The 26,029-nt window shown below is 65.3% G+C and carries 23 protein-coding genes; 17 read left to right on the plus strand and 6 right to left on the minus strand.

What is annotated here, in order from left to right:
- The first annotated feature begins 82 nt into the window (after positions 1 to 82).
- The 4 genes from KHP16_RS25675 to KHP16_RS25690 all read left to right on the plus strand — a co-directional run bounded on the left by KHP16_RS25675 (position 83) and on the right by KHP16_RS25690 (position 8,568).
- On the plus strand, positions 83 to 2,431 hold the full coding sequence (locus tag KHP16_RS25675) for a carbohydrate-binding family V/XII (protein WP_211961400.1): 2,349 nt from the start codon (positions 83 to 85) through the stop codon (positions 2,429 to 2,431).
- 123 nt (positions 2,432 to 2,554) lie between these two features.
- Positions 2,555 to 3,817, plus strand: coding sequence for an efflux RND transporter periplasmic adaptor subunit (locus tag KHP16_RS25680; protein WP_244836037.1), 1,263 nt, complete (start codon positions 2,555 to 2,557; stop codon positions 3,815 to 3,817).
- A gap of 12 nt (positions 3,818 to 3,829) precedes the next feature.
- Positions 3,830 to 7,012, plus strand: coding sequence for an efflux RND transporter permease subunit (locus KHP16_RS25685; RefSeq protein WP_211961401.1), 3,183 nt, complete (start codon positions 3,830 to 3,832; stop codon positions 7,010 to 7,012).
- Positions 7,009 to 8,568 (plus strand): efflux transporter outer membrane subunit, encoded by a 1,560-nt coding sequence (locus tag KHP16_RS25690; protein ID WP_244836040.1) that lies wholly within the window; start codon positions 7,009 to 7,011, stop codon positions 8,566 to 8,568. Before KHP16_RS25685 ends, KHP16_RS25690 begins: the two co-directional genes overlap by 4 nt.
- A gap of 29 nt (positions 8,569 to 8,597) precedes the next feature.
- Here the strand turns inward: KHP16_RS25690 and KHP16_RS25695 are convergent, their stop codons facing one another.
- Positions 8,598 to 9,119, minus strand: a complete 522-nt coding sequence (locus KHP16_RS25695) for a winged helix-turn-helix transcriptional regulator (RefSeq protein ID WP_109585176.1) — start codon at positions 9,117 to 9,119, stop codon at positions 8,598 to 8,600.
- 275 nt (positions 9,120 to 9,394) lie between these two features.
- On the opposite strand from KHP16_RS25695, the gene KHP16_RS25700 reads away from it, so the two are divergent.
- The 3 genes from KHP16_RS25700 (at position 9,395) to KHP16_RS25710 (ending at position 12,182) form a co-directional block, all read left to right on the plus strand.
- Positions 9,395 to 10,879 (plus strand): chloride channel protein, encoded by a 1,485-nt coding sequence (locus tag KHP16_RS25700; protein WP_211961403.1) that lies wholly within the window; start codon positions 9,395 to 9,397, stop codon positions 10,877 to 10,879.
- 175 nt (positions 10,880 to 11,054) lie between these two features.
- Positions 11,055 to 11,333, plus strand: coding sequence for a hypothetical protein (locus KHP16_RS25705; protein WP_211961404.1), 279 nt, complete (start codon positions 11,055 to 11,057; stop codon positions 11,331 to 11,333).
- Between the two features lie 105 nt (positions 11,334 to 11,438).
- A complete protein-coding gene (locus tag KHP16_RS25710) occupies positions 11,439 to 12,182 on the plus strand; it encodes a hypothetical protein (RefSeq protein ID WP_211961405.1) in 744 nt (247 codons plus the stop codon).
- A gap of 43 nt (positions 12,183 to 12,225) precedes the next feature.
- Here KHP16_RS25710 and KHP16_RS25715 read toward each other — a convergent pair whose 3' ends face one another.
- Positions 12,226 to 12,675: an Lrp/AsnC family transcriptional regulator gene (locus KHP16_RS25715; protein WP_109585180.1), complete on the minus strand. Its 450-nt coding sequence runs from the start codon at positions 12,673 to 12,675 to the stop codon at positions 12,226 to 12,228.
- Positions 12,676 to 12,795: 120 nt separating this feature from the next.
- On the opposite strand from KHP16_RS25715, the gene KHP16_RS25720 reads away from it, so the two are divergent.
- From KHP16_RS25720 to KHP16_RS25765, 10 genes are all read left to right on the plus strand, one after another.
- Positions 12,796 to 13,941 carry a saccharopine dehydrogenase C-terminal domain-containing protein gene (locus tag KHP16_RS25720; RefSeq protein ID WP_211961406.1) on the plus strand — a complete coding sequence of 382 codons (1,146 nt, stop codon included), beginning with the start codon at positions 12,796 to 12,798 and terminating at the stop codon, positions 13,939 to 13,941.
- Positions 13,942 to 14,158: 217 nt separating this feature from the next.
- Complete coding sequence (locus KHP16_RS25725) at positions 14,159 to 15,988, plus strand: hypothetical protein (RefSeq protein WP_211961407.1); 1,830 nt, start codon at positions 14,159 to 14,161, stop codon at positions 15,986 to 15,988.
- Between the two features lie 92 nt (positions 15,989 to 16,080).
- Positions 16,081 to 16,878 (plus strand): transketolase, encoded by a 798-nt coding sequence (locus tag KHP16_RS25730; RefSeq protein WP_211961408.1) that lies wholly within the window; start codon positions 16,081 to 16,083, stop codon positions 16,876 to 16,878.
- Positions 16,875 to 17,783 carry a transketolase family protein gene (locus KHP16_RS25735; RefSeq protein WP_211961409.1) on the plus strand — a complete coding sequence of 303 codons (909 nt, stop codon included), beginning with the start codon at positions 16,875 to 16,877 and terminating at the stop codon, positions 17,781 to 17,783. The genes KHP16_RS25730 and KHP16_RS25735 overlap by 4 nt, the downstream gene beginning before the upstream one ends.
- Before the next feature lies 1 nt (position 17,784).
- Positions 17,785 to 19,752 (plus strand): NAD-dependent epimerase/dehydratase family protein, encoded by a 1,968-nt coding sequence (locus KHP16_RS25740; RefSeq protein ID WP_211961410.1) that lies wholly within the window; start codon positions 17,785 to 17,787, stop codon positions 19,750 to 19,752.
- A complete protein-coding gene (locus tag KHP16_RS25745) occupies positions 19,749 to 20,534 on the plus strand; it encodes a class I SAM-dependent methyltransferase (protein WP_211961411.1) in 786 nt (261 codons plus the stop codon). Before KHP16_RS25740 ends, KHP16_RS25745 begins: the two co-directional genes overlap by 4 nt.
- A gap of 125 nt (positions 20,535 to 20,659) precedes the next feature.
- Positions 20,660 to 21,508, plus strand: a complete 849-nt coding sequence (locus KHP16_RS25750) for a class I SAM-dependent methyltransferase (RefSeq protein ID WP_244214862.1) — start codon at positions 20,660 to 20,662, stop codon at positions 21,506 to 21,508.
- Complete coding sequence (locus KHP16_RS25755; RefSeq protein ID WP_115955461.1) at positions 21,505 to 21,891, plus strand: GtrA family protein; 387 nt, start codon at positions 21,505 to 21,507, stop codon at positions 21,889 to 21,891. The genes KHP16_RS25750 and KHP16_RS25755 overlap by 4 nt, the downstream gene beginning before the upstream one ends.
- A gap of 24 nt (positions 21,892 to 21,915) precedes the next feature.
- Positions 21,916 to 23,451, plus strand: a complete 1,536-nt coding sequence (amaB, locus tag KHP16_RS25760) for an L-piperidine-6-carboxylate dehydrogenase (RefSeq protein ID WP_211961412.1) — start codon at positions 21,916 to 21,918, stop codon at positions 23,449 to 23,451.
- A 128-nt stretch (positions 23,452 to 23,579) separates the two neighbouring features.
- Positions 23,580 to 23,804 carry a hypothetical protein gene (locus tag KHP16_RS25765; protein ID WP_109585183.1) on the plus strand — a complete coding sequence of 75 codons (225 nt, stop codon included), beginning with the start codon at positions 23,580 to 23,582 and terminating at the stop codon, positions 23,802 to 23,804.
- Positions 23,805 to 23,815: 11 nt separating this feature from the next.
- Here KHP16_RS25765 and KHP16_RS25770 read toward each other — a convergent pair whose 3' ends face one another.
- The 4 genes from KHP16_RS25770 to KHP16_RS25785 form a co-directional block, all read right to left on the minus strand.
- Positions 23,816 to 24,415: a UbiX family flavin prenyltransferase gene (locus tag KHP16_RS25770; RefSeq protein WP_415831416.1), complete on the minus strand. Its 600-nt coding sequence runs from the start codon at positions 24,413 to 24,415 to the stop codon at positions 23,816 to 23,818.
- Between the two features lie 13 nt (positions 24,416 to 24,428).
- Positions 24,429 to 24,740 carry a Grx4 family monothiol glutaredoxin gene (gene grxD, locus KHP16_RS25775; protein WP_109585185.1) on the minus strand — a complete coding sequence of 104 codons (312 nt, stop codon included), beginning with the start codon at positions 24,738 to 24,740 and terminating at the stop codon, positions 24,429 to 24,431.
- A gap of 89 nt (positions 24,741 to 24,829) precedes the next feature.
- Positions 24,830 to 25,672, minus strand: coding sequence for a peptide chain release factor N(5)-glutamine methyltransferase (prmC, locus tag KHP16_RS25780; protein WP_115955455.1), 843 nt, complete (start codon positions 25,670 to 25,672; stop codon positions 24,830 to 24,832).
- Positions 25,672 to 25,995 carry a hypothetical protein gene (locus KHP16_RS25785; protein ID WP_109585187.1) on the minus strand — a complete coding sequence of 108 codons (324 nt, stop codon included), beginning with the start codon at positions 25,993 to 25,995 and terminating at the stop codon, positions 25,672 to 25,674. The genes prmC and KHP16_RS25785 overlap by 1 nt, the downstream gene beginning before the upstream one ends.
- Positions 25,996 to 26,029: the final 34 nt, after the last annotated feature.

Consider the following 26,029-nt stretch of genomic DNA (forward strand, 5'->3'; position numbering starts at 1 on the left):
TCGTCGCGTGTATGCGGGTGGGCTTGCCGCCTGCCTGACCGCGTGTCCAGTCGCCTGCTTTGTCGCTGCAACCCTCTTTACGATGGACGCGCTTTCCCCGAGGTCTGCGCTTGCGGCAGCGCCGGCGCCGCGTGCTTCGCTGCAATGGCCGAGGCAGTTCGATGCGGCAGGCCAGCGCATCGAGGTGTATCAGCCGCAGATCGAACGGTGGGAGGGCAACCAGCTCGGCGGCCGCGCGGCGGTGGCGATGGGGCCTAGGGATGGCGCGCCGACTTATGGGGTGGTCCGGTTCTCCGCGACCGCGGACATCGACAAGCCGTCCGGGCTCGTGCAACTGTCGCAGCTCCGCATCGACAGTGTGGACGTCCCCACGCGTCCCGATGCGGCCGAGCAGGTACGACAGGGGCTGATCGCGCAGTTGCCGCCGCGGGGGCTGACGGTGCCGCTCGAGCAGTTGCAGGCCAGCTATGCCGTGGCGCAGCAGATCGCGCGGGGCCAGCGCGTGGCCGTGCGCAACGATGTGCCGCAGATCCTGTTTGCGACCACGCCCACCGTGCTCGTGCTTGTCGATGGGGATCCGGTATGGCGGCGGTCCAGTCCGCACTACGAACGCGCGCTCAACAGCCGTGCGCTGCTGCTCCGCGACGACGCGGGCGAGTTGTTCCTGCAGGCGGCCGGCTACTGGTACCGCTCGGAATCCGCCGGCGGCGCATGGGAGGTGTTGCCCACCCCGCCCGCCGCGCTGCTGGCGCTTGCAAGCAACGCCGCAGGCAAGCTCGCAAGCGAGACCCCAAAGCCCGACCCCATGCTCCCCGCCGATGGCCGCAAGCCCGCCACCGCGCCCGCCGTGCTGCTGTCCACGCGCCCCGCCGAACTCATCGTCACGAGCGGCGCGCCGCAGATGATGCCGGTGGACGGCGTGAGCCTGCTCACCGTGTCGAACGCCGACCACGCCGTGTTCGTCGATCCGACGTCAAACCAATCCTACGTGCTGCTATCCGGCCGCTGGTTCCGCGCCCCGATGCTGACCGGCCCGTGGGAGTACGTCCCGGGCGATCAACTGCCCGCCGACTTCGCGAAGATCTCGCCGAACGATCCCAAGGCCAACGTGCTGGTGTCCGTGCCCGGCACCGCGCAGGCCCGCGAGGCGGAGATCGCGGCCAACATCCCGCAGACCGCCACCGTCTCCCGCGCAAAGGCGTCGCTGACCGTGACCTATGATGGCGCGCCGCGTTTCGAGGCGATCGACGGCACCGCGCTGCGATACGCGATCAACACCGGAACGCCGGTCATCGAGGCGAGCGACCGCTTCTTCGCGGTGGCCAACGGCATCTGGTTCGTCGCGCCGTCGCCCGCGGGTCCATGGAGCGTCGCCACCGACGTGCCGCCCGCGATCTATGCGATGCCGCCGAGCGCGCCGCTGTACTACGTGACCTACGTGCGCATCTATTCGGTGACGCCAGACGCGGTCGTGGTGGGCTATACGCCCGGCTACATGGGCGTGGTGGTCGGCCCCGCGGGCACGGTGGTCTATGGCACGGGCTATGTGTACCCGCCCTACGTGGGAACGGTGTACTACGGCTATCCCGCGACGTACGGTTATGGCGCGGGATTTGGCATCGGCATGGCGGAAGGGTTCGCGTTCGGCTTCGCGGCCGGGGCGATATGGGGCGCGGCCACGCCTTATTGGGGACCGTATTGGGGGTCTTATTGGGGTGGCGCGTATGGATGGAACTACGTGAACGTGAATCAGGCCAACGTCTATGGCCGATGGGGGCAGGGCACGGTCACGCACGCGCAGGGATGGAACGCCTGGACGGGCACGCAATGGCGCGGCACGGCGGCCTCGGGCTATAACCCCGCGACTGGCGCGCAGTTCCAGGGCGGCCGCGGTGCCGCGTTCAATCCGTACTCGGGCAACTACGCGGCGGGACGGCAGGGTTCGTTCTCGAATCCTTCCACGGGCAGCGCGGGCGCTGGCCGCGGCGGCGTGGTGGGCAACGCGGCGACGGGCGACTACGCGGCCGGGCGGCAGGTTGCGGGCTACAACGCGCAAACCGGACGCGTCGGCGCGGTGGAAGCGGGCATCGCCGGCAACACGCAGACTGGCGTGCAGACCGCGGGCAGTCGTGGCGTGGTGGCGAATCCGGGCAAGGACAACGCCGTCGTCTGGAACAACGGCAATGTGTATGCGGGTCACGATGGCAATGTCTATCAGCGAACGGAGGACGGCTGGCAGAAGCACACGTCGAACGGATGGGAGCCCGTGCAGCCCAGCGGTGCGAATAGCGATGCGGCGCGGCAGGTCACCAGCGGGCTCGATAGCCAGCATCAGGCGAGGCAACTCGGCAATCAGCGCACGGCCGCCACCGCGCAGCAATGGCAGGCACGCTTCGGTGGCGGTGGCGGCTTTCACAGATTCCGCCGTTAGCATCGAAACTACTTAAGTCCGCGCCCGAAAACATTGAATGGTGCCTCAGGCGGCGCGCACGTAACCTCGACAATAAGGTGGCGGGCGTCCCCGGATGCCGTGCCCCAAACGAGGGAGCGGCCAATGAGGCAGCGTGCAATGATGGGGCAGGTCCGGGCGGTGGGGGCAACCATGGCGGCCGCGACGGCGAAGCATGCTGACCTGCGATGGTGGCTATGCGCGATGGGGGGCGCGGCACTGATGCTCACCGCTTGCGGCAGGCAGGAACCGCCGCCCGCCGCCGCGCAGGCGGTGCCCGTACAGGTGTTTCAGACGCGCGCGCACGATCTTCCTGTGACCTTCGAGTTCGTCGGCCAGACGCAGAGCGATCAGGCCGTGGACGTGCGCGCGCGCGTGTCCGGCTTTCTGGTCAAGCGCAACTATGTGGAAGGCGCGATGGTCAGGGAGAACCAGGTCCTCTTCGAGATCGATCACAAGCCGTTCCAGACGCAGCTCGATGCGGCGCAGGCACAGCTGTCGCAGCAGAAGGCGCGGCTCGACGTCGCGCGCGCCAACCTCGCGCGCGTCAAGCCGCTGGCCGCGCAGAATGCGTTGTCGCAGAAGGATCTCGACGATGCCACGGGGCAGTTCCATTCCGCCGTGGCCGGCGTGGAGCAGGCCACGGCGGAGGTGGAAACGCAGAAGCTCAATCTCTCCTATACGTATGTGCGCGCGCCCGTGGATGGGGTGTCGAGCTTCGGCGTGTTGCCGGTGGGGGCGTATGTCAGCACGACCAACAGCCTGCTGACGACGGTGTCCACGCTGACGCCGATGCGGATCAACTTCAGTATCTCCGAGCCGCAGACGCTGGAGTTCCGCGCGCAACAGCAGAACAGGCAGCTCGTCGTGCCGCCGGATCGGCACTACTCGGTGTCGATCGTGCTGGCCGATGGCTCCGAGTATCCGCACAAGGGGCGCATCACGTTCGCGGACGCGACGTATAGCCCCCAGACCGGGACCTTTCTCGTGCGCGCGGAGATGCCGAATCCGAACAACGAGTTGCAGCCCGGACAGTTCGTGCGCGTGCTCGTCGGCGGCGCCACACGACCCAATGCGATCGTCGTGCCGCAGCGCGCGGTGATGCATGGGCCGAAGGGCGATCTCGTATTCATCGTAGACAAGGAGGGCAAGGCGCAGCCCCGGCCCGTGACGGTCGGCGAGTTGTCGGGGCCGATGTGGCGCATCGCGCAGGGACTAGAGGCCGGTGAGACCGTCGTTGTCGATGGCGCGGGCAAGCTCACCGCGGGCGCGCCCGTGCAGGTTACGGGCGAGGCGCCGCTCGCGGCGGTGGGGGCGGGGAGCGCATCCGCGCCCGCGAAATCTGCCACACCCTCGGCCACACGCTGAGAGGGGACCGCCATGATCTCCGCCTTCTGCGTCCGGCGTCCGATCTTCGCGATCGTGCTGTCGCTGGTCATCGTCATCGGTGGCGGCGTGGCGATGTTCGCGCTGCCCATCGCGCAGTATCCCGACATCACGCCGCCGCAGGTCACGGTCACCGCGACCTATGCGGGCGCGGACTCGGATACCGTGGCCCAGACCGTCGCCGCGCCGATCGAGACGCAGGTCAATGGCGCCGACAACATGATCTACATGCAGTCGACATCGTCCCCGACCGGTTCGATGACGCTCAACGTGTTCTTCGATATCGGCACCGATCCCGATACCGCGCAGGTGCAGGTACAGAACCGCGTGAATCTTGCGCTGCCGCAGTTGCCCGATACCGTCCAGAAAACCGGCATCAATGTGCAGAAGCGCTCATCGAGCTTCCTGCTGCTGATCGCCGTGCATTCGCCCGACGGCCGCTTCGACCAGCAGTACATCAACAACTATGCAAACCTGTACGTGCTCGATGCCATCAAGCGCATCAACGGCGCGAACCAGGCGCAGATCATGGGGTCGGCGGACCTCGCCATGCGCATCTGGCTCAAGCCCGACCGCATGGCCGCGCTCGGTATCACCGCGCAGGACGTGCAGCGCGCGGTGCAGAGCCAGAACGAGCAGTTCGGCGCGGGCAGCGTGGGGCAGGCGCCGAACGCGCGGCCCGTGGAGTTGTCGTTTCCGCTCGTGACGCCGGGGCGGCTCACCACGCCCGATCAGTTCGACAACATCATCCTCCGGGCGGACAACCAGGGCGCGGCGATCGCGCGGCTGCGCGACGTCGGCCACGCCGAGGTGGGCCAGCAGCTCTACACGCTGCGTTCGTCGCTCAACGGGAAGCCGGCGACGATCATCGCGGTGTATCAGCAGCCGGGTTCGAATGCCATTCAGGTGGCGAAGGAAGTGCGGCGCACGCTCGACGATATGTCGAAAACATTCCCGCCGGGCATCGCGTACAAGGTGTCGCTCGATACCACCGAGTTCGTCAGCGCGTCGATCGAAGAGGTGGTGCACACGCTGGCGGAGGCCGTGGTGCTGGTCGTGCTCGTGGTGTTCATCTTCCTGCAGAACGTGCGCGCGACGATCATTCCCGTGCTGGCCGTGTTCGTGTCGATCATCGGCACGTTCGCGGGTTTGCTGGCGCTGGGTTTCTCGATCAATCTGCTGACGCTGTTCGCGTTGGTACTGGCCATCGGGATCGTCGTCGACGATGCAATCGTGGTGGTGGAGAACGTCGAGCGCAATATGGCCGAGTTCCATCTTTCGCCGCGGGAGGCCACCCTGCGCGCGATGGAGGAAGTCACGGGCCCCGTCATCGCCATCGTGCTCGTGCTGTCTGCGGTGTTCATCCCGGTGGCATTCGTCTCGGGCACCACGGGCCAGCTGTACCGGCAGTTCGCGCTGACGATCGTCGTCTCGGTGGTGATCTCGGGCTTCTGCGCGCTGACGCTGTCGCCGGCGCTCGCCGCGATGATTCTCAAGCCCGGCCATCACACGCCATGGCGCGGCTTCGTATGGTTCAACGACAGGTTCGACCGGCTCGTTCATCACTATGGCAACTGGGTGCGCGCGTTCATGCGGCGCGCGGTGCTGGCGCTGCTGTTCTTCGTGATCATGCTGCTGGCGGTATGGCAGCTGTTCGCGCGTATTCCGACGGCGTTCGTGCCGCCCGAGGATCAGGGCTATCTGCTGGTCGCGGTGATGATGCCGGACTCCGCGAGCCTCGACCGCACGGACAAGGTCACGCAGCAGGTTGCGGCGATGTTCCGGGAACATCCCGCCGTGGAAGACGCGTCCGCGCTTTCGGGGTACAGCTTCATCGACAGCCAGTACAAGACCAACGCGGGCACGGTGTTCGTCGGCCTCAAGAGTTTCAAACAGCGCGGCACGCGCGATCTGTCGGTGCGCGCGGTGATCGGCTCGCAAATCGCCAAGCTGCGCGCGATTCCGGAGGCCATCATTATCCCGGTCAATCCGCCCTCCATCCCGGGCCTTGGGTCGCAGGGAGGCTTCGAGTTCTGGATCCAGAACCGCGGCACGGGTAACGCGGCCGAGCTCGAGGGCGTGACGCGCAGTTTCATCAAGGCAGCGGCATCGCATCCCGAACTTGGGCGACTGACGAGCACGATCCAGGCCGCCTCCCGGCAGATGCGCGTGGAGGTGGACAAGGAGAAGGCCGAGACGATGGGCGTGCCGATCGCCGATGTCTACGGCACGCTGCAGACGCAGTTTGGCTCGCTCTACGTCAGCCAGTTCTCGCAATACAGCCGCGTATGGCAAGTGATATTGCAGGCGGAGCCCCAGTATCGCGCGGATCCCGACGACCTCCAGTTCCTGTACGTGCGGCAGCAGAGCGGCAAGATGGTGCCCGTCACGGGCCTGCTCACCACGCGTTATGCGAGTGGGCCCGATCTGCTCTCGCGCTTCAACAATTTCCCCGCGGCAAAGATCACGGGCGACGCGGCGGCCGGGTATAGCTCGGGACAGGCGCTGGCGGCGATGGAGGCAGTGGCGCGCGAGTCGTTGCCCGCGAGCTACAGCTTTGCGTGGAGCGGCGAGGCCTTCGAGCAGAAAAAGTCCGGCAATACGACGGCGATCGTGTTCGTGTTTGGCATCGTGATGGTGTTCCTGATCCTCGCCGCGCAATACGAGTCGTGGTCGTTGCCCGTGTCGATCCTCAGTGCCGTGCCATTCGGCATCTTCGGCGCGTTGCTCGCGATTCTGCTGCGCGGGCTGTCGAACGACGTGTATTTCCAGATTGGCATGGTCACGTTGATCGGGCTCGCCGCGAAGAACGCCATCCTGATCGTCGAGTTCGCAGTGCTCAAGCAGAAGGAGGGCATGTCGCATGGGGACGCCGCGATAGAAGCGGCCAAGCTGCGGCTGCGGCCGATCGTAATGACGTCGCTCGCATTCATCCTCGGCGCGGTGCCGTTGTTCATCGCGGCGGGCGCGGGCGCGAACTCGCGGCATTCGATCGGCACGGGGATCATCGGCGGCATGCTGGCGGCCACGACGCTCGCCCTGCTGTTCGTGCCGCTGTTCTCATGGCTGATCGGGACGGGCGTGGACAAGTTCCGCGCGCGCCGCGGCAAGGCGTCGCCGCCGTCGGCCGCGGGGCCGGTGGCGCCGCACGAGCCGACAGCGGGAGAGCCGTCGTGAAGGCAGCGCTGACACGTGTCATATCGGCGACGGCGCTCGCCGCCGCCATCGCGGGCTGCGCGATCGGCCCAGATTATCGGCGGCCCGAAGTCGCATCGCCGCCGTACTATCGGCTCGATACCGGCGCGCTGGCCATCGAAGCGGACATCGCGTGGTGGAACACCTTCGACGATCCGGTTCTCACCGCGCTCGTCGAGACCGCGCTGCGCAACAGCTACGACGTGCGCATCGCCACGGCGCGTATCGACGAGTTCCGCGGCCAGCTGATGATCGCGCGCTCGGCGTTCTATCCGCAGATCGGCGCGACGGCCGCTGCCGCGCGGCAGCGCAGCGGCACGTTCAACACGCTGATCGGCACGCCGCTCGAGGCGTTCAGCGGGCCGCGCAACAGCTATCAGCTCGTGGGCAACGCAAGCTGGGAGATCGACGTCTGGGGCCGCATCCGCCGCCAGGCCGAAGGCGCGGAAGCGGATCTCTGGAATGCCGAGTACACGCGGCGCGGCACGGTACTCGCGCTTGCGGCGTCCGTGGTGCAGGGCTACGCAACGTTGCGCGGCCTCGACGCGCAGCTCGATATCGCGCGGCAGACGCTGGACGTGCGCGCCAAGGCGGTGAACATTTTCCGGCAGCGCTTCGAAGGCGGCGTGGTGTCGCAGGTGGAACTGGTACAGGCGGAGAACGACTACTACGCGGCTGAGTCCTCGATTCCGCCGATCCGAGCGTCGATCGCGCAGACGGAGAATGCATTGTCGGTGCTGCTCGGCCGTGAGCCCGGCCCGATCGAGCGCGGCAAGCCGTTCGATGCGCTGCAGGCGCCCGCTGTCGGCCCCGACATGCCCGCGATGCTGCTGTCGCGGCGTCCCGATGTCCTGCAGGCCGAGCAGGCGGCAGTGGCCGCGAACGCGCGGCTTGGCGCGGCGGAGGCGTTGTATCTGCCGGCGGTAGACCTCTCGGCGATGTTTGGCGCGATCGCCGCTACGCCGGGCGCGTTGTGGCACAGCGCGTCGCGCGTGTGGGGCGTGGGGGCAAGCATCACGCAGCCGATCTTCCAGGGCGGGGCGATCCGCGGGCAGGTGCAGAGCGCCAGCGCCGTGCGCGATCAGGCGATGCTCGCGTATCAGGCCAGCGTACTCAACGCGCTCGCCGACGTGAACAACGCGCTCGCGGCGAACATGGAGACGCGCATCCGGCTTGCGAGTCTGCGACGGCAGGAGCAATCGCTCGTCATCTATGCGGATCAGGCTACCGCGCGTTACGAGGGCGGCTATACCAGCTATCTGGAGGTTACCGATGCGCGCGAGAAACTCTATTCGGTGCAGCTCGCGGCGGTGCAGGGGCAGGTGGATGTGCTGACGGGTGTAGCGACGTTGTATAAGTCGCTTGGCGGCGGGTGGCCGGCCGTGCCGGCCGAGGTGCGGGACGGCGGGATGGTTGGCGATGCGCGGCAACTGGCACCGGCATCGGCACAGACATCGGCACAGACCTCGCCGCAGTCCTCGCTGCCGTCACCTTCGTCACCTTCCTCCCCTGCGTCCGACCCTCAGGCGTCACGCTAGCGGCGTCGTGTCCGCGCGCGTCATGCCCGTCATGCCTCTTCGTCCATCATCGCCGCCACGGGCAGCATCGCGTTGAAGCGTTCCAGCTCGGTCCGAAACGCCTTTGCACCCGGCCCGGGCACGATCTCCACGTCGCCGAGCGTGATCTCGCTGCCATCCTCGCGCATGAGCCGGGGCGGGCGAATCTCGGTGCCATCGCGTCCATCCTTGAGGATCGTCAATGGCCCGTGTTCGGTCGCGCGCCAGCGATCCGCCCATCCCTTCAGCGAGACGAACACCGGAAAAAACTCGCGCCCCGATTCGGTCAGCGTATAGACGTGACGGGCGCCGCCCCCCGGCGTATGGGTTTTTTCGAGCAGCCCATGCTCGACGAGGGCCTTGAGGCGATTGCTCAGAATGTTCGGCGCGATGCCGAGCCGTCGCTCGAATTCGTCGAAGCGCGTACTGCCGTAGAACGCCTCGCGCAGGATCAGCATGGCCCAGCGCTCGCCCAACACGCTCAGCGCGCGGGCAATCGGACAGGGCATGGCGGAGAAATCTGTGGATGCCATGACATCGTCACTTTGGTGGTACAAGTCTGTATCATCATAGCTTGCATCATGAAAGCGTGCTCGTGAGATTTTTTCATGGCGGCATGACGGCAAGGAAAATCGACCGGCGGTACGCCAGCGCGCGCCGTTTGCGTTCGCAGATCGCGCGCAGTCCGCGTGCTGTTCGCGCGGATCGGCATGGGTTTTGTCGGGCCCCCGCCATGCGCGGCGTATAGTGACGGGGTCTCATCGTTCCCACGCCGCCCGTCTTACGGCCGCCGCAAGATCGCTGCTTCATGACCGAAACTAACGAACCCTCCCGCCCCGAGCCTTCCTCCGAGTCCGCGCCCGGGTCAGCCGGGTCCGCATCCGAGTCGCCGGGGTCCGCATCCGCCGCCGACGCTGCAGCGCGCGGCATTCGCCACCGCGCCAGACACGCCATCGCGCGCAAGTCGCGCCAGGCTGGCCGGATCTCGCGTACGACGATGCGCTACGCAGTGTTCATGTGCGGCGCGGCGGGCGTGGCGCTGTTCTCGCTGGTCTTCGCATGGATCGCCGAAACCGCGCTGCGCTGGAACGCCAAGCTGACCGCCGCCACGCCGTGGCTGGCGTTCGTCATGCTGCCGTTCGGCCTCGCCGCGTTGCGCTGGCTGACGATTCGGTACGCCGCCCAGGCGCGCGGCAGCGGCATTCCGCAGGTGCTGGCCGCGATCTCGCTGCCGCCGGACAGCGCGCCGCAGCGCATCCTCGTGTCGTTCCGGCAGGCGATGTGGAAGGTCGTGCTGACGGCGGCGGCACTGCTCGCGGGCGCCTCGGTCGGCCGCGAGGGCCCGTCGGTGCAGGTCGGCGCGGCGGCGATGCTGTCGTGGGGCCGGTGGTGCGAGCAGAAGCTGCGCTTTCGCACGGGCTTCCATCCCAACGCGCTAATCTGCGCGGGCGCCGCGGGCGGGCTCGCGTCGGCCTTCAACACGCCGCTGGCCGGTGTGGTCTTCGCAATCGAAGAACTGGGACGCGGCGCCGCGATGCGCTGGGATCGCGTCGTGCTGTCCGGCGTGCTGACCGCCGGCTTTCTCACGCTATCGCTGCTCGGCAACAATCCGTATTTCAGCATCAAGGTGCCGATCCTCGCGCTGCACGATGCATGGGGTCCCGTGCTGATGTGCGCGGTCGTCAATGGCGTGCTCGGCGGCATGTTCGCGAAGCTGCTGATCGGTGGCGTCCCGGGCCTGCTGCCCGCGCGCTGGCGCAAATGGCCGCAGGCCCATCCGATCTGGGTCGCGTTCGGCTGCGGGCTGATCGTGGCCGCAATTGGCTACGGCACGGCGGGCGCGACGTTCGGCACGGGCTACGAGCAGGCCTCGGCCCTGATCAATGGTCACGGCGACAGTACGCTATGGTTCGGCGTGGGCAAGTTCTTCGCGACCGTGCTGTCCTACTTCGCGGGCATTCCGGGTGGCATCTTCACGCCCGCGCTGGCCATCGGCGCCGGCATCGGCGACAACGTCGCGCACTTTCTCGGCTTCCTGCCGGAGCCGCGCATGCTCGCGCTGATCTCGATGGCCGCGTTCCTCGCCGCCGCCACGCAGGCGCCGATCACCGCGAGCGTGATCGTGATGGAGATGACGCGCACGCAGGACCTGACCGTGTTCCTGCTGGCGTCGTCGCTGCTCGCATCGTTCCTGGCGCGGCAATTCTGCCCGCACCCGTTCTATCACCACATGGGTCACGCGTTCCGGCGCGAAGCACTGACCGTGACGCGTCGGCCATCGTCGGCGGAGTAAGCGCTCAGGGGCGAAAAGGCCCGCGCGAATCGTGCGGCAACGCATGGATTTCCGTAACGCTTTGGCCTACCATGTGCCGCGCGCGTACCTGAGGCGGCAGACCCGGGGCGCGTGTGTGTTCCGGCGGCACACGTACCGCGCCGGCAGCCTTTCGATGCACTCGGGGGAGCGCCAGATGGCCACGCAACGACCTGTTGGCAGGGGACAGTCCCAGCAGCAAGCGCAGCAACCGCAACGTTCGGCGCCCAACCGGCCGGCCGAGATCGATCTTGCCGCCGACAGCATGTGGCACACCCGCGGCCTGCAGAGCAACACGCGCATGCGTGCGCCGCTCGCCCGCCGCACGCCGCCGCGCCAGCTACCGCCCAGCCGTCTGCCGCGCCTGCTGCTGTGGGCCGTGCTGCTTGCCGTGGCCGGCATGCTCGCGAACGCCGCGATGCATATGCTGCGCTAGCCACCTCGAGCGCCGGGCGAAGATTCGTAACGAACTCCCACATCCGGGCACGGAACATCTGGTATCAGGCAAACTCCAACCCGAGCCATTTCCAGGAGTTCCGTTTTGAAATTCTCAGTCGCCGCGCTTGCGGCCGCTGGCCTGTTTGCCACGTTTGCGGCATCCGCGGCCGGCACCCCCGCGGACGCCAGCGCGCAGATCCCGGGTCAGGGGGACGCGCTCACGTCCATGTTGTCCACGCTCGAGATCGGCAGCCCGCTGCCCGAGATGCCGGATTGCGCCGACCATCGCACCCCCAACGGTCGAGACGTGACCGCGCTCTGCGTGGAACTGCGCGGCGACGGGACCATGCGGCAGATCGGCGTGCCGCGCGACAAGCGCCCCGCGTTCATGGATGGCCCGCACCTCGTCGGCTTCGTCGACGGCAATGCCCTGGTGGGCGTGATCATTCCGACCGATGGCATCCGTTCGCAGGATGCCGCGATGCAGAGCCTCAGCGCGCGATATGGCAAGCCGTTCCGCCAGGAGCAGGAAGACCTGCGCGACAAGGCCGGCAAGTCCGTCAAGGCGACGCACGCGGGCTGGATGAAGAAGCCGCTGACGGTCGAGTTCTATGCGATTCCGGACGATCCGTCGGAAGGAACGATCGAATTGCTGCTGCCGCGCGCGCGGGCGCTGATGGCCAATCGCGACGCGGAAGTCGCCAAGTCGCTGGCACCGGCATCGGCGCCCGCCGCCAAGGGTGGGAAGGTGGCCGAGAGGGCTGCCGACAAGCCCGTGGACAAGCCAGCCGAAAAGGCCGCGGACAAGAAGTGGCCGGTGAAGCCCATCGATCCGGGAAAATGGTGATACAAGCGGTGACGCAAGCGGTGAGGGGACGGGGTCGCGCGGGCTAGTCCGCCGCGCGCCGCCGATCGATTTTCCGCGCGAGCACGATCGACGTGGTCGTGTGATTGACCCCATCGAGCATGCCGATCTCGTCGAGCAGCTTGTCGAGCCGGGCATGCGTGTCGCAGCGAATCACGGCCATATAGTCGACGGGCCCGCTGACCGAGTTCAACTCTTCCACCTCAGGTAGCCGCTGGAGCGCGCGCACCACCGTCGGCGCGGCCTTCGGCTGCACCGACAGCCCGCAGAACGCGAGGATCGCGCTGTCCTCCATCTGCCGCCCCAGCCGGACGCCATAGCCCGCAATCACGCCCGTTTTCTCCAGCCGCGCGATGCGGGCGACCACGGTCGTGCGCGCGATGCCGAGCGCGCGCGCAAGGTTCGCGGCGGACTCGCGCGCATTGCCTTGCAGCAGCGACAGCAGGTGGCGATCGATCTGGTCCAGTTCGGTCATTGCGTCGGAATGTCTCGTCGTTTCGACGGATTATGCAGGGCATTCGTCAATCTTGTCTCTACATTCCGTCGGCGCCGTTCTCCATACTGGAGGTAACGACAACGCACATCCGGAGCCGACATGCTGACCTCGACCCTTCGTCCAACGCCCGTCGCCGTCCTCGGCGCCGGCAATATCGGCCGCATCATCGCGACGATGCTGCACGACACTGGCGACTATCGCGTGACCCTCGTCGATCGCGATGCGAGCCGCTTGAGGGGCCTCGATGACGCCATCGTCGTCCGCACGGCCGATCCGACCGATGCGGCGGCCTGCGCGGCGCTGCTGACGGACGCCACGGCGGTCCTCAATGCGCTGCCCTTCCACGCCGCGATCGGTGTGGCCACCGTGGCCGCGCGGCTCGGCGTCCATTACTTCGACCTCACCGAAGACGTGGCGGCAACCCATGCGATCGGCGCGCTCGCCGAGGGCGCTCGCGCCGTGCTGATGCCCCAGTGCGGCCTGGCTCCCGGCTTTATCGGCGTGGTCGGCCACGATCTCGCGCGGCAATTCCTCGATGGCGGTGCACTGCTGGACCTGCGCATGCGCGTGGGCGCATTGCCCCGCTATCCGGACAACGCGCTCAAGTACAACCTCACGTGGAGCACGGAGGGTCTGATCAACGAGTACTGCAACCCGTGCGAAGCGATCGTCGATGGCCGCCGCGTCGAACTCCCGGCGCTCGAGGGGCTGGAGAGCTTCGCGGTGGACGGCATCGAATACGAGGCGTTCAATACGTCCGGAGGGCTTGGCACGCTACCGGAAACGCTGGCCGGCCGCGCGCGCCATGTCGACTACAAGTCGATCCGCTATCCCGGCCACTGCGCCCAGATGAAGCTGCTGCTCAACGACCTCCGCCTGCGCGAGCGCCGCGATTGGCTCCGCGACATCTTCGAACGGGCGATTCCCGTGACGGAGCAGGACGTCGTGATCGTATTCGCCAGCGCGACGGGGTATCGGGGCGGCAACACCGGATCGGCCAGAGGTCCACTGACGCAGGCCTCGTTCTCAGCCAGAATCGGCGGCATGGACACCCCGCAGGGTCACGTCAATGCGATTCAGCTGACCACCGCGGCAGGCATCTGCACGGCGCTCGACCTCGTGATCCAGGGCGAACTGCCGCAGGCGGGCTTCGTGCGGCAGGAGGCCATACCGCTCGACCGGTTCCTGGAGAATCGTTTTGGCCAGCACTATGCGCACCATCCATTGAGGGAAACCATCGCATGAGTGCGCGACCGGCAATCTGAGCTCAGCGGGGCCTATCTGCAACACGGGGCCCCGCGTTTTGTCACAGTGCTCCGTTTCTCCTATACAGTTCGATTCGCGGTATCGAACAGACCGCCCGGGCACCACTGGCGGACCTGAACGCGCGCCCGCGCGGACGCGTGCCTGAAAGCATTTCCAGTACGAACGATTAAATTTTCGAGTCATTCCAGCGGATGTTATGCAGACAGGTACCGATTTAGCGAATCCGCACAGGTTATGGTCCGATAAAAATTATCAAAAGCTCGTTCCGTGGTTGATTCCGCTGGTGACGGTGTGCGTCATGTCGCTGTTCATCATGCCGAGACGCGCCATTGGGCTATCGAGCGATGACGGATTATTCCTGACGCTGTCGTGGCAGGTCGCCAATGGGTTTGGGCTCGACCACCTGGCGCTGCCACAGACGCCGAATTACCTCGTCAATGCGGTGTTCATGGGGCTTGGGTTTCATGAGATATTCTGGTTCCGCTTTCTCAATGTGTTCCTTTGCGCATTGTCGTCCTTGGCGCTCTTCACGGCGCTGAAGAAGGACGAGACGCCTGGATACGTCACACCGGTCGCGGTCGCCGCGTCTTCCGGTATTTACCTTTACACGATTCAAGGCCCCAATAGCCTCGCACTGAATTTCTTCATGCTGGGACTTGCGGCGTTCATCGCGGGACATGCGCAGGCGGATCGACGGCGCACGAGCTGGCTCGTCGTTTCCGGCCTCCTTCTCGCGCTTGCCGGGTTCATGCACGTCGTAGTGGCGGCGGCGCTCACCGTCTGGATCGTTTTCTCCATGGCGCTCGGCTATCGGAGCAGGGTGGTCTTGCTGGTGTATGTCGTCTGCAGTGCGATTCTGTGGGGCTGGTATATCCATGCCGTGGGCCCGTCCATTTTCTTTTCTGCCCCAAAGGCGCACAGCGGCGACACCTTCCACCTGTTGGGACGCCTGCTGTCGATTCTTCGTTATTACGGGGAAATTGCGCTCTTTTCGCTGTGCTGCCTGATCGCGCTTGGCGCCGTCGTGAAGCTGAACAGGATCGGCATATTCCTGTGCGCGTGTCTGGCCGCGTTCTTTGTCTACCACCTGTGCGACTACGTCTATCACACGATTCACCTCGATGAGCCGATACAACTCGGCCCGGCGTTCCTGTGGCATGGAAAGTATCTGCTCAGCGACGAAGGCCTGTGGATCAGCGCGCTGCCGGGGGCGTTCGCATTTCATGTATTGATCGCCGCGTTCCTCTACTACTGCCTTTCGCCATGGCAAGGCGCGTGGCTGTTCCGGAAACGTCAGGGCAACGACGCGGCCGCGCGCCGTCCCGCGCGGCGCGATCGCGAACTGGTTATCGCCGCTGCGGGGATCGTTACCCTGCAACTGGCGACGAGCGTCGGGAGCAATACGGGTATCAGCCAGGGCATGATTTTCTTCGCGGGACCCGCTTGTGGATTAACGATCATGCTCCTGTGCGGCGCCGGTGAGGACCGCAGCGCATTCGATCGCGTGGCGCACAAAGGCTTCTGCGCCCTATGCCTCGGCACCATCGCGCTGTTTTCGCTGTTCTACGACCACACCGAGAACCAGCGGATTTTTTCGCGCGGCATCGCCCCGATATCGGTGTCTCCCCTGCGTGGTCTATGGGCGCATCCCCAATACTCGAGCGCGATGAGCAAGTTGATCGACGCTTATGAGAAGAACGGATGCGCGAACAAACGCATGATGGCGATGGATTACGTTCCACTGCTGAATTACGTGGTGAGGCATCCCTTCGATGCAGCCGTGGGTCTTGTGCGTCCGCTGTTCTTTTTCTCCAACGAGAAAATACTGTCAGAATTCAACAAGGGTGAAAGCTGGTGTGTCATCGACGTGACGTCCATCGAAACCCGCGCCTATATCGACAGAACCGGGACGGATCCGAGATCGGATGTCCGCAACTGGCTGGAACAGCATAGTCACGTCACGGAGAAAATGGAAACGGAGGGGTTGGTCGACCTTTCGGATATGGCATTTTATGTTGTCAAATAGCGCTACAGGTTAACAAGGCACGACCTCGCCTTCGAGTTTCAGGTTTTTGATTTCTGATTTTTGACTTTGCTGGTTAATGATTGAAATCCAAGATGGCTACTCCCAAGTTGTTAACGGCGGACGAGATCGTTCGCGCGCGCACGCGTCTGCTGCAGATGCATTTCGACAGCGGCGTGGGCCACATCGGCGGCAACCTGTCCGCGCTCGATGCCCTGTTGATCGTCTTCAATGAATATCTGGACGCCAACGACAGGTTCATCCTGTCGAAAGGGCATTCCGCGGGGGCGCTCTATATCGCGCTATGGAGCATTGGCCGGCTCGACGAGCAGGACCTGAAGCTGTTCCACAAGGATGGCACATTGCTCGCGGGGCATCCGCCGGCGAGGGGCATCGCGGATATCCCCTTCGCGACTGGCAGCCTCGGGCATGGCCTGTCGCTTGCCGCGGGCACCGCGCTGGCGTTCCGGCTCAAAGGCAGCGACGCGAAGGTCGTCTGCCTGACCTCCGATGGCGAGTGGCAGGAGGGCTCGACCTGGGAGGCGCTGATCTTTGCCCGGCACCAGAACCTGAGCAACCTCACCGTCCTGATCGACCATAACAACCTGCAGGGCTTTGGCTCCACGACGGACGTGGCCTCCATGTCGCCGCTCTGGGACAAGCTGAAGGGCTTCGACATCGATACGCAGATCGTTGACGGCCACGATGCCGATGCCATTCGCAGTGCCCTTGCAGCGGACCACACGGGCCTGCGCATCATTGTCTTGCGCACAGTGAAGGGCCACGGTGTCAGCTTCATGGAGAACCGCATGGATTCTCACTACCTCCCGCTGACCGAAGACAAGTTCCGGCACGCGATCGCCGAGCTGGCGCTGGAGTCGAGCCCACAATGAGAAAGCAACTCTGTGACGCGCTGGTCGAGCGCGCCGTCAATCCCGACATGGTCTTCATGACGGGCGATCTCGGGTTCATGGCGCTCGAGCCGCTGCAGGCGGCGATGGGGCACCGGTTCATCAATGCCGGGGTCGCCGAGCAGAACATGGCTTCGGTTGCCGCCGCGATGTCGAGGCAGGGGCTCGACGTCTGGGTCTACAGCATCGCGCCGTTTCTCTACGCGCGGGCATTCGAGCAGATTCGTAACGACATCGCTTTCCATGCGTTGCCCGTGAAGCTGCTCGGTAACGGGGGCGGCTACGGATACGGTGTCATGGGGCCGACGCATCATGCGATCGAAGACTATGGCGTGATGCTCGCTTTGCCGAACATGTCGGTGTACGTGCCCGTGTTCGACGAGGACATGGCGGCGGTGATCGCGCGCGCTGGCGCGTCGCCGCGCTCCGCCTACATTCGCATGGGGCGCGGGGAGCCGCCCAAGGGATATGCGGTGCCTGCCTATGCACCGTGGCGGCAGCTGACGTGCGGCGACGGGCCGCTGCTGATCGCCGTGGGACCGCTGGCGAGCACCTATATCGAGGCCTTCGAGGCATTACCCGTCGCGCAGCGGCCCAACCTCTGGGCTGTGGCTGAATTGCCCATCTCCGAGTCGCCGATGCCGGCGGAACTGCTCGCGCAAATCCAGCGGGCCGATCTCCTTTGCGTGGCGGAAGAGCATGTGCAGCGCGGCGGCTTCGCTTCCGAGCTGCTGTTGCACCTTGCAACACAGCAAGTCTCCGTACCGCGCTTCAGGCATCTCTACGCCCGCGCCCATCATTTCGAGCGATACGGCTCCCAGGGTTTCCTTCGACGTCAGTCGGGGCTGGATGCAGGCAGTGCGCTTGCCGCTCTCGAACTCAATTAACATGTCCGACTTGCAAGAATACATACGCGCCCTGCGCGGTCCGATCCTCGTGACAGGCGCATCGGGTTTCGTGGGCGCGAACCTGTTCCACACCATCAACGCGTTCCGCAACGACGTGTTCGCGGTGGTGCGCCGGGAGAAGAACTGGCGCCTGGCGGATATCAAGGACGAGCAGGTCATTGCGGTGGACTTCAATGACTATGCGGCGGCAAAAAACCTGGCGGACAGCATTGCGCCCCAGACGGTATTCGATTGCATGGCCTATGGCGCTTACTCCTTCGAGCAGGACGCCACGCTGATCTATCAGACCAACTTCCAATCGCTGGTCAACTTCACCGACTGCCTCGCGCGGCAGTCTATCGCCGCGTATATCCATGCGGGCAGCTCTTCCGAATACGGGACCAACAGCGCCGCGCCGCGCGAGGATAGCGTGTGCGAGCCCAACAGTCCCTACGCCGTCTCGAAGGCCGCCGCGTCCAACTATCTCCGGTTCATGGGAAAGCATCGCCGCTTTCCCTGCGTGAATCTGCGGTTGTACTCCGTATATGGACCGCTCGAGGATACCTCCCGGTTGATCCCCAACCTGTTGCGTCAGGCGCTCGACGGCAAGCTGCCCCCGTTCGTCGACCCGCGGACCTCGCGCGATTTCGTCCACGTGGCCGACGTCTGCGCGGCGTTCATCATGGCCGCGGCGCGGATGCATCCCGACCTGTACGGCGAGAACTTCAACATCGGGAGTGGCACCAAGACCACGATTGCCGAGCTGGCGCAGATCGCGCGCGACGAATTCCATATCGAGACGCCCGCGCAGTTCAACACCATGGAGGGCCGGACATGGGATCTGGCCGAATGGTATTCGGATCCGCGCAAGGCACGCGAACAATTGGGCTGGAGGCCCAGTATCGGCTTGATCGACGGATTACGCGGCACGGCCGGCTGGGTGAAGCAGCTCAGCGACGACGCGATGCTGGCGTCAACCAAGAAAAACCAGAAGACACGAAAGCGCAGCGTATCGGCCATCATTGCGTGCTACAAGGACGGCCAGGCAATTCCCGTCATGCACCGGCGGCTGACGGAGACCTTCCGCAAGCTCGAGATCGATTACGAAATCATCTTCGTCAACGATGGCAGTCCGGACGACAGCGCGCAGGTGATCAACGAGATCAGCGCGAAGGATCCCCATGTTCTTGGGATCACGCACTCGCGCAACTTCGGTTCGCAGATGGCGTTCCGCAGCGGCATGGAGCTGTCGACGAAAGATGCCGTGGTGCTCCTCGATGGCGATCTGCAGGATCCGCCAGAACTGATCGAATCCTTCTACGCCAAGTGGGAAGAGGGCTACGACGTCGTCTATGGCCGCAGGGTCAAGCGCGATATGGCATGGCACTGGGGCCTGTTGTACAAGCTGTTCTATCGCGTGTTTGCCATGTTCAGTTACGTTCCCATACCGCTCGATGCCGGCGATTTCTCGCTGCTCGACCGTCGCGTGGTGGGATGGCTGCTCAACTGTCCCGAGCGTGACCTGTTCGTGCGGGGGCTGCGCGCTTATGTCGGCTTCAAGCAGACGGGCGTTGACTATGTACGTCCTGAACGCATGTTCGGGGTGACGACCAACAGCTTCATCAAGAACATCGACTGGGCGAAGAAGGGCATCTTTTCCTTCAGCAACACGCCGCTGACCATGCTGACCGCCACCGGCGTTGTCGCGCTGGGTCTCTCCACGATCGCGGCCATCATCGTTGCGGCGTTGCGAATCTTCAGTCCAGACATCGCGCCACGTGGCGTGACCACGTTGCTGATCGCCATCCTGATGTTCGGGTCGTTCAATATCTTCGCCGTGGGTCTGGTCGGCGAGTACGTCGCCAAGATCATGGCCGAGGTCAAGGGCAGGCCGCGCCTGATCCGTGCCGCGCTGATCCGCAACGGCAAGGCCACGGAGCTGCTACCGGACGGAAAGGCCATCAAATGACGCGGCCCGGAACCGGCAACACGCAGCGACGGGAAGGATTCCAGCCGATTTCCGTCAAGTCACCGGCGACCCATCCCTTTCTGTTCCGGCTGCGGTGCCTGATCGACCTCCAGTTGGGAACGATCGTCCAGTACCTTCGCCCGGCGCTCGCGCAGGTGAGCGGCCGTGTGCTGGACGTCGGCGCCGGCCAGTCGCCGTGGCGCGCGTGGCTGCCTGCGTCCGCGACCTATCAGGGCATCGACGTCGGCCATGCCGACGAATTCGGAATGGGCAGCAAGCGCGCCGACGTCGTCTATTACGACGGCCGGCTGATGCCCTTCGACGATGCCGCCTTTGATTGCGCGCTGTGCATCGAGGTGCTGGAGCACTCCGAGGACCCGCAACTGCTGGCCAGCGAAATCGCGCGGGTACTACAGCCCGGTGGCGTGCTGCTGCTCACGGTACCATGGTCGGCAAGACAACATCACCTGCCACACGACTACCACCGCTTCACCCGCGAGCGCCTGCATGGCCTGTTCGTCGAGAACGGCTTCACCGACATCGAGATCCGCGAGCGAGGCAACGACATCGCCGCCATCGCCAACAAGCTGACGGTGCTGACGATCAGGCTGCTGCGTCCCAGCAGACCGATCTGGTCCATGCTGTGGAAACTACCGCTATCGCTGGTTTGCGGGGGACTCGCCACAGGCTTCATCGTCGCGGCCCACCTCTCCATCTCGCTGGGCATGGGTTCGAAAGAAGACCCGCTCGGGTACTTCGTTCGGGCGAAGAAGGGCGCGTGAGGAAAAGACATCACCGATAAGGGCACCCGCATGTGTTGGAGCCCACTGCTTAACCAAGACAAGTTGATATGACCAGTCGATCCTGCCCAGTCTGCGGCACGCAAGCGTCCGAGGCGAAGCTTTTCATGAAGCAGAACATCGATCCCGCGCAGATGTCGGCTTTCAGCTTTGCTTCGCGCAAGCTGCCCGAGTTCATGAACCATCAATTGGTACAGTGTCCCACTTGCGATCTGGTGTATGCCAATGATCCGCCGGATCAGTCGATACTTGCGCAGGCGTATCACGTCGCCAGCTTCGACAGCGCGCAGGAGGCGGACGATGCCGCCGCGGCGTATGGCAAGGCCGTGATGCCGGTGTTGAGCCGCCTCCCGCGCAGGGACGCGGCACTGGAGATCGGAGCGGGCACGGGAATTTTTCTCGATGTCCTGCGGTCGCAGGGGTTCAAGGTCACGCAGGGTGTCGAGCCCTCGGCGGCCGCCATCGCCGCCGCGCCGCCGCATCGGCAAGGCTGGCTCAAGGAGGCGATCTTCAGGGAGTCGGATTTTCAGCCCGAAAGCTTCGACTTCATCTGCTGCTTCATGACGCTGGAGCATGTCAGGGACCCCCATGACATCGTGGCCGCGGCCGGTCGCCTGCTCAGGCCCGGTGGCGCCATCGCGCTCGTGACGCATGATTATCGCAGTGGCGTGAACCGGCTGCTCGGCAAGCGTTCCCCGATCATCGATATCGAGCACATGCAGCTGTTCTCGCCGAAGAGCATCCGGCAGCTCCTGGAGCGCAACGATTTCGACTCGATCGACGTCCACAGTTTCCGGAATCGCTATGCGCTGCGTTACTGGATGCGGTTGCTTCCCCTCGGCGTCGGGCTCAAGCAGAACTTGATCAAGAGCCTCGACGCGATCGGCCTGGCCGACATGAAGCTGAGCTTCAATGTCGGCAACATGCTGTCATTCGGTTACCGGCCGCTACGATGACTTTCCAGCGTTACGCAACGCTCATCCGGTTCCTCATCGCCGGCGCCTTCAACTCGCTGTTCGGATGGCTCGTGTATTCGGGAGCCATCCTGCTGGGTGCGTCGCCATGGCTAGCGTTGATCGTGGGCATCGTGATGGGCATCTGCTTCAACTTTGTCACGCTGGGGGGCTATGCGTTTCGCGATATGACGCTTGCCAGATTGCCCCGGTTTGTAGTGACATATGGTTTCATCTACGTCGTCAATCTCATTTGCCTGACGCTGCTGGAACGATGGATCGCAGAGCCGATTCTCGGGCAACTGATCCTCACACCCTTCATGGCCATGGTGTCCTATGTGGTGTTGTCGCGCATGGTGTTCACGGGCCGGCGGGAAAGAACCTGAACCCACTGCTTGGGAAACCATCGCATGAAAGCACAAGACGTTGCGGCCTGCTGGCAGGCCATGGGGTTGCCGCCCGCGTGGGAGGCTTTGGAGGGCGGCGTGGCCGGCAGCCGCGCTGGGATGTTGCCGTTGCGCTCGCCGGTCGATGGGGAGGTGTTCGGGCATCTGCGCGAATGCGATGTGGCCGAGGCCGACGAACGCATTGCACGTGCGCACGAGGCATTCAGCACCTGGGCGCTCGCACCGGCGCCCGCGCGCGGCGAGCTGGTGCGCCGATTTGGCGAGACCCTGCGACGCTACAAGGAGCCGCTGGGAAGGCTCGTCTCGCTCGAGTCGGGCAAGATCCTTCAGGAAGGTCTTGGCGAAGTGCAGGAGATGATCGATATCTGCGACTTCGCGGTGGGATTGTCGCGGCAGTTGCATGGCCTGACGATCGCCTCCGAGCGGCCGCGGCATGCCATGCGCGAGACGTGGCATCCGTATGGGCTGTGCGGCGTGATCTCGGCGTTCAACTTTCCCGTGGCGGTGTGGGCGTGGAATGCCGCGCTCGCGCTCGTCTGCGGCAATGGCGTGGTGTGGAAGCCGTCGGAGAAGACGCCGCTATGCGCGGTGGCCGCGCAGGGGCTGCTCGATCGCGTGATCGCGTCCGAGGCGCCGCAGTACGTCGGCATTGCCACGGTGCTGCCGGGCGGCCACACGCTGGGGCATCACCTCGTGCGACATCCGTCCGTGCGGCTGATCAGCGCGACCGGTTCCACGCGCATGGGGCGCGAGGTCGGTACGGTATGCGCGGGGCTGTTCAAGCGGACGATTCTAGAGCTCGGCGGCAACAACGCGGCCATCGTCGCGCCGTCGGCCGACGTGGAACTCGCCATTCGCGCGATGACCTTCGCGGCGGCCGGCACCGCCGGGCAGCGCTGCACCACCCTACGGCGCGCGTTCGTGCATGCGGATCTCGTCGAGACCGTCGTGGAACGGCTGCGGCAGGTCTATGCGCGGTTGCCGGTGGGCGATCCGCTGCAGGAGGGCACGCTCGTCGGGCCGCTGATCGACACCGCCGCCGGCGACGCGATGGCCAATGCGCTGGCCAGTTGCCGCGCGCAGGGTAACGTCGTGCATGGCGGCGAACGGCTGCTGGCCGACCGGCTCCCGCGCGCCTCCTACGTCCGTCCGGCGCTCGTGCTGACGGACACGCAGCACGACACGATGCTGACCGAAACCTTTGCGCCGATTCTCTACGTCATGCCGTACACCTCGCTGGACGAAGCCATCGCGCTGAACAATGCGTCCGCGCACGGGCTGTCGTCGTGCATCTTCACCGAGTCGATGCGCGAGGCGGAGTACTTCCTGTCGGCGGCCGGCAGCGACTGCGGCATTGCCAACGTGAACATCGGCACCAGCGGCGCCGAGATCGGTGGCGCGTTCGGCGGAGAGAAGGCGACGGGCGGCGGGCGCGAGTCGGGGTCGGACGCGTGGAAGGCCTACATGCGTCGCGCGACCAATACCATCAACTATGGCGATGCATTGCCGCTCGCGCAGGGCATTCGCTTCGACGTGTAACGGCGAGGGCGTGTAGCAAAGCGTAACAAGGGTTACAGCGGCTTGACCCTGTATTACCAAAGGCAGCCGTATAACGTTCTGGAAGGCGAGGGCATCACAACAAGCCCGCCTGCCCCAAGGACGAAAACATGAAAGCAATCCTGACTGGAATGGTCGCAACAGGTGCCGCGCTGCTGATGGGTGGCTGCGCGGTCTATCCCACCCCCGTCGGACCGGCCGTGGGTCCGGCGGTCGCCGTCGCCCCGGCGCCGGCGTACTATGGCCCGCCCGCGGCGGTGGTCGTGTCACCGCGGCCGTATTACTACGGCGGCTACGGCTACTACGGCCGTCCGCGCTACTACCGCCACTGGTAAGCCCGCAAATGTCAGGCGTCGTTCGACGGCGCCGGGTTGAACCCGCCCCAGCCCGGCGCGAGCGTTTCGCCGACATGATGCAGGTCGACGAGATCGAGCACGCGGCCCACGGTGTGGTCGACCATCTCCTCGATCGTGCGCGGCTTCTGGTAGAAGCCTGGCACGGGCGGAAAGACGATGCCCCCCATCTCCGTGACGGCGGTCATGTTGCGCAGATGCGCGAGGTTGAGCGGGGTTTCCCGAACCATCAGCACGAGCTTGCGCCGCTCCTTGAGCGTGACATCGGCGGCGCGCGTGATGAGGTTGTCGGACAGGCCGTGCGCGACGGCAGCAAGCGTGCGCATCGAGCAGGGAGCGACGACCATGGCATGCGCGCGGAACGAACCGCTCGCGATGGTCGCGCCAATGTCGCGCACGTTGTGCACGACGTCGGCCAGCGCTTCCACTTCCGCGCGGCCGACCTCGAGTTCATGCTGCAGATTCATGACGCCGGCAGGCGAGATCAGCAGATGCGTTTCCACATCCGCCACATCCTTCAGAACCTGTAGCAGCCGGACGCCGTAGATGGCGCCCGTTGCGCCCGTGATGGCGACGATCAGTCGTTGCGGCACGGGCATCGGCGCATCAGCCCTTCAGCAGGGTCTGCAGTTCGCCGTTCTGGTACATCTCCATCATGATGTCCGAGCCGCCGACGAACTCGCCGTTCACGTAGAGCTGCGGAATGGTGGGCCAGTTGGCGTAGGCCTTGATGCCCTGGCGGATGCCGTCGTCCTCGAGCACGTTGACCGTGGTCGGGGTGTCCACACCGCAGGCCTTCAGGATCTGGATGGCACGACCCGAGAATCCGCACATCGGAAACTGCGCGGTGCCCTTCATGAACAGCACGACGGGGCTGCCCTTGACGATCTGGTCGATCTGTTGCTGTACGTCACTCATGATTTTGCCGGGGAGAAATGGAAACTGCGATGGAGCGGATTTTACCGGAATCGGGGGTTTACTTCAGATGACGCCTTCAGCCGCGGAAATCAAGCGCTCAGCCGGCCGCCCGTGCAGCGCTCGTGTCCGCCCAGGTCGCGGGCGCTGAACACCTCGGCGTAGCCGGCACGTTCCAGCAGCGCGCGCGTGGCGGCCGCCTGATCATACCCGTGTTCCATCAGCAGCCAGCCGCCAGGCTTCAGGCGGACCGCCGCGCCGGCCACGATGGCGGCGAGGTCGGACAGGCCGTCCCCATGGTCGGTCAGCGCGTCGATGGGTTCGAAGCGCAGGTCGCCCTCGGCGAGGTGCGGGTCGCCGGCGGCGATATAGGGCGGATTGCTGACGATAAGGTCGAAACGCAGCTCGTCCGGCAGCGCGTCGTACCAGTCGGAGATCCGGAAATGCACGTTGGCCGCGCCGAGCGTGCGCGCGTTGCGCTGTGCCACGGCCAGCGCGCCCTCGGAGATATCCGTTGCCCAGACCTCGGCGTCCGGTCGCTCGCACGCGATCGTCACGGCCAGCGCGCCCGAACCCGTGCCGAGGTCGAGCACGCGCGGCGTCTGCAAGGCGTCCAGCCGCGTCAGCACGGCTTCCACGGCGATCTCGGTATCGGGACGGGGAATCAGGACATCGGGCGTGACGTGGAACGTCCGGCCGAAGAATTCTCGCTCGCCGAGGAGGTAAGCCATTGGCTCGCCGGCGAGGCGCCGCGCCAGCAGCGAGGCCAATGCCTCGTGCTGGGCGGCGGTCAGCGGGTCACCGTCGCGGGTGATCAACTGCGTGCGCGACAGCCCCGTCACGTGGGTCAGAAGCATGCGCGCCTCGAGCGTCGGCAGACCGGCCCTGGCGGCCAGCATCTGCGCTTCGCGAACGGTCGGCGGGCATGCGGTCATTACTTGTTGACGGCGTCCTTTGCCTTGTCGGCGGTGGTGTTCACCGCATCGCGCGCTGCGTCCTTGGCGTTGGCCATGGCGGAGCCAGCGTCGATCTTGGCCTTTTCCGCCGCGGCGGAGACATCCGATGCCACGCCGCTGGCGGCGGCCTTGGCGGCGTCGGCAGCGTTGGCCGCTGCGGCAGCGGCATCGCTGGCGGCAGCCTTCGCCGACTCGGCCGCGCTTTGCATGGCGGCGTCCGCATTCGTCTTGGGAGCTTCCTCCTTCTTGCCGCAGGCGGCGAGGGCGGTCGTGATCATCAGCAGCGCGAGCAGTTTCTTCATGATTTCATCCTTGTGTCTGATTTCGGAGTCGACA

This window comes from Cupriavidus plantarum (assembly GCF_905397285.1).
GTDB lineage: Bacteria > Pseudomonadota > Gammaproteobacteria > Burkholderiales > Burkholderiaceae > Cupriavidus > Cupriavidus plantarum.

What these genes read in the sequence shown, in the direction of transcription:
- KHP16_RS25675 (WP_211961400.1), top strand. Translation starts at nt 83, where the DNA reads ATGGACGCGCTTTCCCCGAGGTCTGCGCTTGCGGCAGCGCCGGCGCCG.
- KHP16_RS25680 (WP_244836037.1), top strand. Translation starts at nt 2,555, where the DNA reads ATGAGGCAGCGTGCAATGATGGGGCAGGTCCGGGCGGTGGGGGCAACC.
- KHP16_RS25685 (WP_211961401.1), top strand. Translation starts at nt 3,830, where the DNA reads ATGATCTCCGCCTTCTGCGTCCGGCGTCCGATCTTCGCGATCGTGCTG.
- KHP16_RS25695 (WP_109585176.1), bottom strand. Translation starts at nt 9,119, where the DNA reads ATGGCATCCACAGATTTCTCCGCCATGCCCTGTCCGATTGCCCGCGCG.
- KHP16_RS25700 (WP_211961403.1), top strand. Translation starts at nt 9,395, where the DNA reads ATGACCGAAACTAACGAACCCTCCCGCCCCGAGCCTTCCTCCGAGTCC.
- KHP16_RS25705 (WP_211961404.1), top strand. Translation starts at nt 11,055, where the DNA reads ATGGCCACGCAACGACCTGTTGGCAGGGGACAGTCCCAGCAGCAAGCG.
- KHP16_RS25715 (WP_109585180.1), bottom strand. Translation starts at nt 12,675, where the DNA reads ATGACCGAACTGGACCAGATCGATCGCCACCTGCTGTCGCTGCTGCAA.
- KHP16_RS25720 (WP_211961406.1), top strand. Translation starts at nt 12,796, where the DNA reads ATGCTGACCTCGACCCTTCGTCCAACGCCCGTCGCCGTCCTCGGCGCC.
- KHP16_RS25725 (WP_211961407.1), top strand. Translation starts at nt 14,159, where the DNA reads ATGCAGACAGGTACCGATTTAGCGAATCCGCACAGGTTATGGTCCGAT.
- KHP16_RS25730 (WP_211961408.1), top strand. Translation starts at nt 16,081, where the DNA reads ATGGCTACTCCCAAGTTGTTAACGGCGGACGAGATCGTTCGCGCGCGC.
- KHP16_RS25735 (WP_211961409.1), top strand. Translation starts at nt 16,875, where the DNA reads ATGAGAAAGCAACTCTGTGACGCGCTGGTCGAGCGCGCCGTCAATCCC.
- KHP16_RS25740 (WP_211961410.1), top strand. Translation starts at nt 17,785, where the DNA reads ATGTCCGACTTGCAAGAATACATACGCGCCCTGCGCGGTCCGATCCTC.
- KHP16_RS25745 (WP_211961411.1), top strand. Translation starts at nt 19,749, where the DNA reads ATGACGCGGCCCGGAACCGGCAACACGCAGCGACGGGAAGGATTCCAG.
- KHP16_RS25750 (WP_244214862.1), top strand. Translation starts at nt 20,660, where the DNA reads ATGAAGCAGAACATCGATCCCGCGCAGATGTCGGCTTTCAGCTTTGCT.
- KHP16_RS25755 (WP_115955461.1), top strand. Translation starts at nt 21,505, where the DNA reads ATGACTTTCCAGCGTTACGCAACGCTCATCCGGTTCCTCATCGCCGGC.
- amaB (WP_211961412.1), top strand. Translation starts at nt 21,916, where the DNA reads ATGAAAGCACAAGACGTTGCGGCCTGCTGGCAGGCCATGGGGTTGCCG.
- KHP16_RS25765 (WP_109585183.1), top strand. Translation starts at nt 23,580, where the DNA reads ATGAAAGCAATCCTGACTGGAATGGTCGCAACAGGTGCCGCGCTGCTG.
- grxD (WP_109585185.1), bottom strand. Translation starts at nt 24,740, where the DNA reads ATGAGTGACGTACAGCAACAGATCGACCAGATCGTCAAGGGCAGCCCC.
- prmC (WP_115955455.1), bottom strand. Translation starts at nt 25,672, where the DNA reads ATGACCGCATGCCCGCCGACCGTTCGCGAAGCGCAGATGCTGGCCGCC.
- KHP16_RS25785 (WP_109585187.1), bottom strand. Translation starts at nt 25,995, where the DNA reads ATGAAGAAACTGCTCGCGCTGCTGATGATCACGACCGCCCTCGCCGCC.